We start from the raw sequence: 10,741 nt of genomic DNA, 5'->3' as shown, positions 1-10,741 counted from the left end.
GCTCACAAGCACACCGGCTCCGACACCGGCTCCCAGTGCCACACAAATGAACACATTGGTCAATGCTGCACATGCACCGACAGCTGCAAGTGCGGAAGAACTAACAAACTGGCCGACAATAATAGAATCGGCCATATTGTATATTTGCTGAAAAAAACTTCCAAAAATCATTGGCATTGCAAAAACCGTCAACGCTTTGAGGGGCGTATCGGTTATCAAATACTCATCTTTCGACATTATCATATTCCTCCATGGTATCCCATTCACTTACCTTCTCAAATTCCGATTTGTCTTTTTCTTTCTGAAAATGGGCAATCCCGATTGGAACTGCCCATATATCTTGAAAATTATGCGATTTTTAAGGCTCTGCACCGTTTCAAGCACCATTTGGTGTAAATTTGGTGTATTTGTGTATTTTCAGAGCTTTTTCACAAATGAAGTACATCCCGTTTTGTAGGGTAAAACGGTACTTCTCAATAGAGCTTTGCACCTGCGGGGATATGGTTATCTACCATGAGGAGGTGAAGCTTTTCTTCGCCTTCTTCTTCGTGAACTGCACTGAGGAGCATACCGCAAGAGTCAATGCCCATCATTGCTCTCGGCGGAAGATTTGTGATAGCGATAAGAGTCTTTCCAACCAGTTCTTCAGGCTCATAATAAGCGTGAATACCGCTTAAAATTGTGCGGTCTGTGCCTGTGCCGTCATCAAGAGTGAACTGTAAAAGCTTCTTTGACTTCTTAACAGCCTCGCAAGCCTTGACCTTTACTGCACGGAAATCTGACTTTGAGAATGTTTCAAAATCAACATATTCTTCAAACAAAGGCTCAACTTTTACCTTTGAGAAGTCAATCTTTTCTTCAACAACAGCATCCTTTGTTTTCGGAATGCCTGACGGCTTCTTGTCGGAATCCAGGGACTTCATTGTCGGGACGAAATCGTCCACTCACGACTTAATTCCATTTTGTAAGTTTTATCGCCTATAAATGGGCTTTTATTCAACCTCTTTACACCATTCCCACTTGTTTCGTGAAGGTAAAAATGAGATTTGGTGTAAAAATTGGTGTAAATGGTGTATATCCTTATTTAGTTTTGGGGTTTATAGCATTGCTATCAGTCCTGTGTTTCATTCTACCACTTTCTCGTCATAAAGTAAAGAAAGCACACCCCGCATCTCTACGGCATATGCTCTCTTTCTGATTCTCTGACTATTTACTGATTAAATTGTAATTCCAATCCCTCAAACTCTGACTTTCTTAATTCCTTTGTTACATCTGTATAGATGTTCAATGTAGTAGATACATCTTTGTGTCCGAGTGCGTCCTGAATGACTTTCACATTCACTCCGGCTTCACACATTCTTGTGGTAAATGTATGTCTGAGAGAATGACAGCTAAAGTGTGGAAGTAAAACCTCTGGATTTTCACTTTCCAGAAACTGCTTATCATTACAGTTTCGTATAATGCGACGAATTGCTTTATTGAGCGTTGCTTGGTGCTGTGGCTGACCAAAACGGTTTACAAAAATGAAATCCGTATATCCATCAACCGTAGCTTCACAATGCAGTCCAAGAAGTTCCTGCCTTTCTTTTTCCATTAAAAATGCTTCTTTCACAAATTCAAGCATTGGAACTTGTCGCATACCTGCCGGTGTCTTGGTTGTATTCACATTGAAATAGCAACCTTTCTTGCTTCCTTCGGTTCTGTGGTCATAATAAACAAGCGTATGATTCACATCTATAATGCTTTCCTCTAAATCTATGTCACACCACCTGAGTCCGGTCAATTCGCCCACACGCAATCCAGTTCCGACCATAACCGCAAATATTGGATACCAATACTGTGCTTCCGGTGTGTTCTTCAGATAGTTAAGAAAAAGTTCCTGCTCCGGTTTGGTTAATGCCCTGCGTTTTTCAGTCTTAAAACAATGTGATTTTTTCAATTCACGCAAAACATTGTCCGTTGGATTGCTTCTGATATAATCATCATCTACTGCCATTTCAAAGACCTGATGTAGAACGGTATGTATGCTATCAATCGTTGCGGGTTTCAGATGTCTTTCATCAACAAGGCTATTGTAATATCTTTTTATATCAGTCTTTTTTATAGACATTATGAATTGAGAACCAATCTGATTACGCACGAATGTCTCGTACATATATTTGTAATTCTCAAAAGTATTATTCTTTATTCCACGTTTCAAATCTCTCCAAAGTTCATACATATCGTTAAGTGATGTATAGCGAGCTTCTGCCTTTATACCGTCTTTCTTGTCCTTGTCAATTTCATCTTCCTTATATCTTAAATCATCCAAGTTCCTTGCATAAATACAATGTCTTTTACGGTTCTCATCTGTCCAACGGAATTGATAAGTACCGTCCGGACGTTGCGATTCCCCTTTGCGGAGAACCTTTCTTGATTTATCTTTTCTTTTAGTATTTGCCATTGTGTTACCTCCTACAATTCTGTGCTTGAGTCAATAAACTCCTCTAACTTATCTCGTATAATTAAAAGCCTGTCGCTTCTTGCAATTCTGAAACTGCAATCCTTATCCATCAATAGTGCCTTTAATCTTCGCTCTCCAATACCTGAATAAGCAGCCGCTTCCTCGACCGTAAGACATTTCTTTTCCCAAATCGGTATATCCTCCGGTGGTTGCAATAGCTGTTGCTGATATTCATAAAGTTCAGAACCATCTATTTTGTACATCTACATTCCTCCCCTCAAATAGAACACATCTGGTCTAAATATTCTTCAAATTGTTTGCGTTTAATTAGAGTTCTTTTCCCAATTTTCAATGTAAATTGTTTTGCTTCCGGTTGCTTTGTAAGTTCTCGTATTGTTTCTCTACCAATGCCCGTATATACATACATTTCATCAATAGAAAGTGCTATCTTATGCCACAACGGAACACTCTCGCTTTTACTGGAAAACCACTCATCACTCAATCTGTTCATCATCTGCACCTCCCTTAAATTCCGATGTCTGAATAAATTTCTCGAATGCTTTTCTCTTGATAAATCTGCGATTACCCATCCACAATACAAATGGGCAGGCATATAGATTTGTTATTTCAATCAGTTTTTTCTCACTGATTCCTGTATAAAAAGACGCTTCTCTTATGGTTAATATAGGCTTATGCTCTAATGGCATTTCTTTTTTGCTTTGCATTTCGTCCTCCTTGTATTGATGGCATCAGTATATTCATTTTTCTGCGATAAGCCCATTATGCAATCGGACTCATCGCAGATTTGACTTTTTACTATATTGAATACTGCCTTTCGAGGTATTCCTCAAAGGATTTTCTCTTGATTACCCTGCGGCTTCCTATCCATATCACAAAAGGACAGTCCTCCGATTCTGACATCTCATATATCTTATTGGCACTTATCCCTGTGTAAATTGAAGTTTCCGTTACCGATAAAACAGGTTTTAACCAAAGCGGGATGTCATAACTTACAATTTCATATCTTTTCTTAGACATTCTGACACCCCTTTTCTCTTGCGTTGCACTGTCTTTCGGTAATCACATAATCCCAACCGGTTTGATTGCATTTATCGCAGTGGTCTTTGACCTTTGCAAAGGGGTCAAGACGACGCACGATATAATCAGGATTGTGAATATAATCTTTCAGGCACTTTGGGCAAAGGCAACGGATATTTTCTTTCTTTTCTTCCTTATAAATCCAAAGTCCGAAAGTCTTTTTAAGCGTTATATTTATTCGCCTTAAAAGCTGCTCATCTTCAATCGTTCCGATGTAATCTCTGAGTTCATCTTTGTTTACTGTCTGAAGTTGCTCCAGTAGAACCATTGACGGCTTCTTGAGTCCAAACTCCTGACCGAGCAGGATATGTGACGGCAGGTATCTTTTCTTGATAACGCCTGTTACAGCAGCCACAATAATTGTTGGTGCGTTTCTGTTATAATCATCTGCCTGAATTACAAGTACCGGTCGTGTTCCGCTTTGTACCGAACCTGTTCGTGTTCCGAAGTCGTAGTAGAATAAATCCCCACGGCAAATTGTTTTTTCTTTCATATGTAAAACCTCACATTTCTATATATTTTGAAGTGTCATTCGTATCCAGAATGAAATAACCCCTTCACTCATTGCACAAAAGGGTTCATTTTGGACACCCAAAATCAGAGGTTCTCATAAATTTTCTTAAAACTTTTCTTTGCCGCTTCAATAGACTTGCTGACAGAACTGTGATAAGTTCCTTCTTCTACGGCTATTTCACGACAGCTCTTTCCCTCAATGACAAACTTATACAATCTTCGTTCCTGAGCTGGTTTCATCATTGAAAGCACTATTCTAACTTTCTCAATTTCACGCAGACGCTGTAATTCTTTTCTCTCTGCAATTTCTTCTGCTTCTCTGAGTTCAAACGGGTCAACAAAATCTAAGAATGCTTCATTATGGAATTGCTCAAATAAATCATCCTCATAACAAAAAGCATCTAAATGTCTTGCATCTCGCATTTCACATCTATGAGTTTCTCTGTTATCGTCAATAATCACTTTTCCCTGTGCCATAGACAGCAGGACAAATGGAGTGTATCTGCTAATAATATCCGGATATTTATCCCACAGTTCTTCTTCAGTAAGTTCGGTAACAACTGCCCATTTCTCTGTGCCGGTATATCCGTCATATTCATATTTGAGATTGATAAGTTTACAGTCCTTTGCAAATAATTCTTCTTGTTCCGTTAATGTAAGTTTGTTTGTCATTTTCGTAATCTCCTTTGAATTTTCTAAAATTGCTTTTTTATATAGAAAATTTGGAGATTACGGGTATTTAGCTATGTATGCCTGCCACTGCTTTTTCATTTGCTTCTCCGTTTCGGAGCAACAAAAAAATAGCCGAACATCAAGAACGCAAGGATATAGTTATCCCGTTATTCTCAATGTCCGGCTATTTGGTAACTCATTCAGGTTCCGTGGCTCGGTACAAAGCTCAGTTATTCAGTTGTTTGCTCATTTCTTGTTTATTCTAAATGTTCTGAATTTGAGATTACCTCTGCGCAGTGAAAGGTCAATCTCATTTACATACCCACATTTCGGGCATTTAATTTCAATGTTTCCTGTCGTCATCGTGACTTTATCAAAGATACGCCATTCACAGCGTTTGCACCTGACGATTACTTTCTGTTCCAGTCTTGTCAAATCTTATACACCTCCGGATAAACAGCAAGGTAGTCAAACGGATTATCAAGATAATCCTTGTGCAAGAGTCCAAGCTGTTTCATTCGTATTGCAAGTGCTTTCTTTGAGCATCCTAAAAAATCTGAAAGTGCTGCGTATCTTTCATAGACCGCCGGATAATAGATTTTATTTAGGCATTCGATTTTATCCCCAAGCCCAAACAAAAACATTCCTTTTTCTATCAGACACCTCGGAAGCAGAATTGCAGCCGCAAGTGTATTTGCCTGCCATTCCTCCCAATCGGTAATTATTCTGCTTTTCTCTGTGTCTGCGGTTGCCTTGTAATAATGCACTCCGGCTGATTTTTCCGTTATTCCATAATCATTTGGGAACAACATCTTGAATATCTGATGACTGCCTTCGTGCATAAGTGTAAAATTCTTTCTTCCTTTCAGGTTGTTGTCATAGTTAAGGTCAGACTCGACCAGAACCGTTTTGCCATCCAAGAAGAAAAAGGCTTCATCGTCGTTGTTTTCAAATACCTGCACTCCGAGTTCCCCAAACGATGTCATTCCGAGAATGCTTCCATCATAGGAAAGGTGCATATACTCAATCGTCAGTCCAAGTACCTTTTCGAGCATTAGCTCCGGCTCAATGCGGTACACCTGTGATTTCTTTATTTCAGGCAGTTCAAAATATGCCTTTACAAATTTCTCTGAAATTGTTTCTATATCATTTCTCGATAAGCGTTTCAATTACTTAGCCCTCCTAACATTAGGATTTTGCTTCGACAAACCACTTTCCGTTTTCTTCATCGAACAGAAAAGCCGACTGTCCGCAAATCTGAACCGTATAGCGAATGCCTGTGCCACCGACCTTAGTAGCGGCGGCTCTGCACTTCTGCATTACACGGTCAACTTCATATATCTCATCATTTTCAAACTTAATGGAATTCGGACGAGCCGTTCCATCAGGTCTATGCGTCACATTTACTTCGACATATACTTTTCTTCTTTCACACTCCATTGCTTATACCTCATAATTTCTCATTGTTACAACCAATCTTCCCAAATGCTCATATCCGTCGATGTCTTTATCTGAGACTCTGTATTTCGGTTTTTCGTCATCATTCTTGTTAATGTAGCAGGAAAGCCGACCTTTTAGAAAAGGCTTATTCAAATCAAAGAATAAAAACATCCCTTCGTATATTCCGTAATCGGTAAAATGGTTTCCGCCGTCCGCAATGAAGATAGCATATCATCACTGCATCCTTTTATTAAACAATCAGGCATTCTTACATATGCCTGTACATCACTTTCATCAATCACAATTAAGTCCTCCTTAGCCGACCATTCCCGTCGGCATCGTGATTTCCACTTTTTCCGGTGGTAGCTGCAAGTCCTGATACAGAACTCCATTCCTTATGCTGTCCTTACCGAAGCGTCTGCGGATTGTTTCAATACATTTTTCAAGTCGTTCCAACTTTTCCTGCTTTTCCACATCCATAAATAATCCTATCTGACGGGGCGTGTCTTGAGAAATAAGATTGATTGCTTGGATTGTTACGGAACGGATTGGATTGTACCAACCATACCTTGCTTCAAAAAGTTGAAATGCTCTCTTGGCAAGAACCATCGGCGATTGCGTAGGCAAGTCAATCTTGGTCTGCCATTGTCTTGTACATAGTGTGTTATCTCTAATGTGTATGGCAACTCCTTCGGCACTCAGTCCGTGGACTCGGAGCTTGTGTCCGATGTCTTGGGTCAATTCGAGAAACACGGGCCACACCTGCTCCGGTTTCTCTAAGTCTGCAACTGTCGTTATACCGTGTCCTACGCTCTTGATAGGCGATACGAAGTCTTTCTTGGCAACAAGGGAAAGGTCATTGCCATTTGCGTAATTCCATAATGCAACTCCGTTTTTTCCTAATACGCTTCGCAGGAACTCAGGGTCAGTCTGTGCCAAAGCCCCGATGGTACGAATCCCATAGCTGTCTAATGTACGCTGTGTCGCTCTGCCTACACCGAGCAAATCAGCCGATGGGAGTTTCCATATCTTTTCTCTGAAAGTATCCTTTGGTATAACCGTTACTGCATCCGGCTTCTTCATATCAGAGCCGAGTTTTGCAAATATCTTATTAAATGAAACACCAACGAAGATAGTAAGTCCGAGTTCAAACTTAATCGTTTCTCTGATTTTGTTTGCAACTTCCACCGGAGAGCCGAAAAGACTACCTGTTCCGGTAATATCCAGCCAGCACTCATCCATACCATAAGGTTCTGCTTGGTCTGTATATCGTTCGTACACGCTTCTTGCAAGTTTTGAGTATTTTATATATTCCTCATAATGCGGTGGAACAATAACCAAATCCCGACATTTCTGTTGTGCCTGCCAGACGGTATCTCCGGTTTTCACATCAAATGCCTTTGCTTTATAATTCTTAGCAAGGACAATTCCGTGTCGTTCTTCAACAGAACCGCATACAGCAACCGGATATTCTTTCAGAGCAGGGTTAAGCATACACTAAACACTTGCATAGAAGTTGTTCATATTGCAATGTAAAATATTTCGAGACATTCTGCGTAACCCCCTTGACTTTTTGAGAAGTTTAATATAAACTATGAGTAGTTAAACTTCTTACTTGCCATTATACGCAGTTAAACTTCTCTTGTCAAGAGTGTAGACGAAGTTTAACTACATAAATTTAAGACAAGGAGTGAACAATCAAGATGACATTCGGCGAAAAAGTTAAGAACGAACGAAACAGACTCGGATTAAATCAGGATGAGTTGGCGAAAAAAATCGGCGTTACTCGTAGAGTTATCAGTTCCTATGAGAATGACAGTTCCCGTCCAAGAGGAACAGAACGCTATAAGAAACTTGCCGAAGCTCTCGGTGTAAATATCAACTATCTTTTATCGGAAGATGAAGCATTTATTGCAGATGTTGAAGATAATTACGGACACAGAGGTGCAAAGCAGGCAAAAGAACTTCTAGCAGAAGTAACCGGTTTATTTGCCGGCGGAGAAATGGCTGACGAAGACATGCGTGAAATGGTTGATGCCATTCAGGAAGCGTACCTTATTGCTAAGAAAAACAACAAGAAATACACACCGAAAAAGTATCGCAAAGACGAGTAACCTCTCGCTGTGCGTTGTCCGTTTTATGGGACAGCAGATGGTTTATAAAAAAATGGATAATATATCTGTTATAATGGCACTGCAAGGGAGGTGAGCCGTTTGGGATATAATACGCAGGATGAGATTGTCAAGATAGTGAACCGGCTCATCAAACGATGTGGCACTCGTAATCCATATAAAGTCGCTGATGAGCTTGGGATACATATTCTCTATCGAAATTTTACGAAACAGCGTGGAGCATACAAGGTAATCTTGAAGAATCGATTTATCTTTCTTCAGAACGGTTTGCACCCGGTTATTGAACAAATCGTATTATGGCACGAAATCGGACACGATGTTCTTCATCGCCAAGAAGCAGTTTCAGCCGGAGGATTCAAAGAATTTAATATCTTTGATATGCGTGAAAACCGGATGGAATACGAAGCCAATGTCTTTGCAGCTCAGGCTTCTTTACCGGACGATACGATTATTGAATATATTAAACAGGGGTATGATATTCAGCAAATTGCTCGCTGTATGCACTCCGACATAAATCTTGTCGCTTTGAAAGTTGATACTCTCAATTCACAAGGCTACAATTTTAGGAAACAGGAACATAGAAACGACTTTCTCAGATATAACAGAAAAATGTAAAGACCGTCAATTCTCGAATGAGATCTGACGGTCTTTGCATTACTTCGATTTCCATTATTCTTTGGAACAGCGTAAGCTCTGAGAAATATTCAAATACGAGCAACCACAAGCCTATATTGTTGAAAGCACAGAGTATGACAATAAAAATAAAACACCTGTGTTGACAGCAGGACAAAGTTTTATTTTAGGTTATACTGATGAACAGTTTTCAAATTCTGATTATTTATAGTAAATATGGTCTATCAAAATGACTATTTTCTGTTTCATTATTTAACTTAACAAAACAATTCCTATACTAAAAGGCGGAGTTCACTTTACATTTTCCCCATATATTTTTCTGCCATATGTACTGCCATAGCACCATCTGCCACAGCTGTTACTATCTGACGAAGTAACTTTGTTCTGACATCTCCTACAGCATAAACACCTGGAATACTCGTCTCAGTATTTTCACCTGCTACAAGATATCCTTTATTATCCAGTTCTATCTGATTATCTAAAAAATCTGTTGTCGGTTTTCTTCCTATACTCACAAACAGGCCGTCACATTCTATAATGTTTTCTTCTCCTGTAACTGTATCTTTCAACCGCACACCAGTCAATCGTTCTCCATAAATCAGTTCATTTACTGTATTGTTCCATCTAAACTCTATATTTTCAGTTTTCATCAGCTGGTCATGGTAGATTTTCGTTGCACGTAATTTATCTCTTCGATGAACAATGATGACTTTCTTAGCAATTCGACTTAAAAGAACAGCATCTGATACAGCAGAATTTCCACCACCAACAACCACCACGATCTTATCTTTATAAAACATACCATCACAGGAGGCACAATAAGCAACCCCATGACCTATCAATTCTTTTTCTTTAGCGAGACCAAGTTCTCTTGGATTTGCTCCAGTAGCAATCACTACTGTTTTCCCAATATAAATTCCCGAACTAGTTTCCACTCTCTTAAGCTTTCCTGTTAAATCCATATTAAAAACTTCAGCATATTCACTTTTAGCGCCAAATTTTTCCGCCTGTTTTTGCATTTTCTCTGCCAATGAAAATCCGTCAATTCCATTTTCAAAACCAGGATAGTTATCAATCTGCCAGGTCAATGACATCTGACCACCTGCAGATAATTTTTCTAAAACAATTGTATCAAATCCTGCTCTGGCTGCGTATAATGCTGAAGTATACCCTCCAGGTCCTCCCCCCACAATAATCATATCGTAAACATGATTTTCATTCATACAGCAGTCCTCCTTTTATTTTTCCAATGCTTCATTAATAAATTTCTCTATCATTATTTTTGATTCAGGTGCAACAATAAAATCTATTGCCTTTCCATCTCGATATAAAACCAGCGTAGGAATTATCTCAATCTTTTCAGCTTCTGCAATCTGTGGTTCTTCATCAATATTTACTTTTCCAGCAATAAGAATATCGCTGTATTCTTCACTTATTTTTTCATAAGCCGCTCCAATTCTACGGCAATAACCACACCAAGGTGCCCAGAAATCAACCAAAACCGGTTTTTCTTTATGAATTAATTGTCCAAACTTTTCTTTATTTATATTTATTGATGTCATATTTTTCAATTCCTTCTCCTGTTTGAACTTAATATACCTCATAAAAAGTCTTACTTCAGTGATGATATCACAGAAAAGATAATTTACTTTATTACACTTCTTTTTATTTCTATTTATGGCATATGCCAGTTACATAATTGACACATCTTAAAAAAGCAAGTATACTATGTTCATAAAGGAGATAACTATTATGAGCTTCGAAAATTATTTTCCACTATGGAATGACTTAAATACAGCACAGAAAAAAC

At 38.9% G+C, this 10,741-nt stretch carries 18 protein-coding genes; 2 read left to right on the top strand and 16 right to left on the bottom strand.

Annotated features, from left to right (window positions below):
- The 14 genes from AC2HW8_RS10410 to AC2HW8_RS10345 form a co-directional block, all read right to left on the bottom strand.
- Positions 1-237, bottom strand: a 237-nt coding sequence (locus tag AC2HW8_RS10410) for an MATE family efflux transporter (RefSeq protein ID WP_484327548.1), incomplete at its 3' end; no start/stop codon positions are given.
- A 236-nt stretch (positions 238-473) separates the two neighbouring features.
- Entirely contained in the window at positions 474-923 is a 450-nt protein-coding gene (locus tag AC2HW8_RS10405) for a methionine--tRNA ligase (RefSeq protein ID WP_021882710.1), read from the bottom strand.
- 287 nt (positions 924-1,210) lie between these two features.
- A complete protein-coding gene (locus AC2HW8_RS10400; protein ID WP_101069724.1) occupies positions 1,211-2,443 on the bottom strand; it encodes a tyrosine-type recombinase/integrase in 1,233 nt (410 codons plus the stop codon).
- Positions 2,444-2,454: 11 nt separating this feature from the next.
- A complete protein-coding gene (locus tag AC2HW8_RS10395) occupies positions 2,455-2,706 on the bottom strand; it encodes an excisionase (protein ID WP_186935790.1) in 252 nt (83 codons plus the stop codon).
- Positions 2,707-2,720: 14 nt separating this feature from the next.
- Entirely contained in the window at positions 2,721-2,957 is a 237-nt protein-coding gene (locus tag AC2HW8_RS10390) for an excisionase (RefSeq protein WP_230862189.1), read from the bottom strand.
- Positions 2,938-3,168 (bottom strand): excisionase, encoded by a 231-nt coding sequence (locus tag AC2HW8_RS10385; protein ID WP_008789355.1) that lies wholly within the window; start codon positions 3,166-3,168, stop codon positions 2,938-2,940. The genes AC2HW8_RS10390 and AC2HW8_RS10385 overlap by 20 nt, the downstream gene beginning before the upstream one ends.
- A 91-nt stretch (positions 3,169-3,259) precedes the next feature.
- Positions 3,260-3,481: an excisionase gene (locus AC2HW8_RS10380; RefSeq protein ID WP_002587855.1), complete on the bottom strand. Its 222-nt coding sequence runs from the start codon at positions 3,479-3,481 to the stop codon at positions 3,260-3,262.
- A complete protein-coding gene (locus tag AC2HW8_RS10375; RefSeq protein WP_186935789.1) occupies positions 3,474-4,034 on the bottom strand; it encodes a type II toxin-antitoxin system PemK/MazF family toxin in 561 nt (186 codons plus the stop codon). Before AC2HW8_RS10375 ends, AC2HW8_RS10380 begins: the two co-directional genes overlap by 8 nt.
- A gap of 104 nt (positions 4,035-4,138) precedes the next feature.
- Positions 4,139-4,726 (bottom strand): sigma-70 family RNA polymerase sigma factor, encoded by a 588-nt coding sequence (locus AC2HW8_RS10370; protein WP_484327547.1) that lies wholly within the window; start codon positions 4,724-4,726, stop codon positions 4,139-4,141.
- Positions 4,727-4,972: 246 nt separating this feature from the next.
- A complete protein-coding gene (locus AC2HW8_RS10365; RefSeq protein WP_055156969.1) occupies positions 4,973-5,161 on the bottom strand; it encodes a hypothetical protein in 189 nt (62 codons plus the stop codon).
- The gene (locus AC2HW8_RS10360; RefSeq protein ID WP_101069728.1) at positions 5,158-5,895 is read right to left on the bottom strand and encodes an ImmA/IrrE family metallo-endopeptidase; all 738 of its coding nucleotides are present in this window, start codon (positions 5,893-5,895) and stop codon (positions 5,158-5,160) included. Before AC2HW8_RS10360 ends, AC2HW8_RS10365 begins: the two co-directional genes overlap by 4 nt.
- Positions 5,896-5,914: 19 nt before the next feature.
- Entirely contained in the window at positions 5,915-6,166 is a 252-nt protein-coding gene (locus AC2HW8_RS10355; RefSeq protein WP_055156974.1) for a hypothetical protein, read from the bottom strand.
- 149 nt (positions 6,167-6,315) lie between these two features.
- Positions 6,316-6,468 (bottom strand): hypothetical protein, encoded by a 153-nt coding sequence (locus tag AC2HW8_RS10350; RefSeq protein WP_484327546.1) that lies wholly within the window; start codon positions 6,466-6,468, stop codon positions 6,316-6,318.
- A gap of 13 nt (positions 6,469-6,481) precedes the next feature.
- A complete protein-coding gene (locus AC2HW8_RS10345) occupies positions 6,482-7,660 on the bottom strand; it encodes a DNA polymerase Y family protein (RefSeq protein ID WP_484327545.1) in 1,179 nt (392 codons plus the stop codon).
- A gap of 209 nt (positions 7,661-7,869) precedes the next feature.
- On the opposite strand from AC2HW8_RS10345, the gene AC2HW8_RS10340 reads away from it, so the two are divergent.
- On the top strand, positions 7,870-8,280 hold the full coding sequence (locus tag AC2HW8_RS10340; protein WP_055156980.1) for a helix-turn-helix domain-containing protein: 411 nt from the start codon (positions 7,870-7,872) through the stop codon (positions 8,278-8,280).
- A 99-nt stretch (positions 8,281-8,379) separates the two neighbouring features.
- Positions 8,380-8,913, top strand: coding sequence for an ImmA/IrrE family metallo-endopeptidase (locus AC2HW8_RS10335; RefSeq protein ID WP_484327544.1), 534 nt, complete (start codon positions 8,380-8,382; stop codon positions 8,911-8,913).
- Positions 8,914-9,227: 314 nt separating this feature from the next.
- Here the strand turns inward: AC2HW8_RS10335 and trxB are convergent, their stop codons facing one another.
- Both trxB and AC2HW8_RS10325 read right to left on the bottom strand, forming a co-directional pair.
- Positions 9,228-10,154, bottom strand: coding sequence for a thioredoxin-disulfide reductase (trxB, locus tag AC2HW8_RS10330; RefSeq protein ID WP_484327543.1), 927 nt, complete (start codon positions 10,152-10,154; stop codon positions 9,228-9,230).
- Between the two features lie 15 nt (positions 10,155-10,169).
- Entirely contained in the window at positions 10,170-10,493 is a 324-nt protein-coding gene (locus AC2HW8_RS10325) for a thioredoxin family protein (protein WP_484327549.1), read from the bottom strand.
- Positions 10,494-10,741 lie beyond the last annotated feature (248 nt).

This window comes from Ruminococcoides sp., assembly GCF_057037865.1.
The sequence above is the reverse complement of the archived record's forward strand: the minus strand, read 5'-3'. Positions and strand labels throughout refer to the sequence as shown.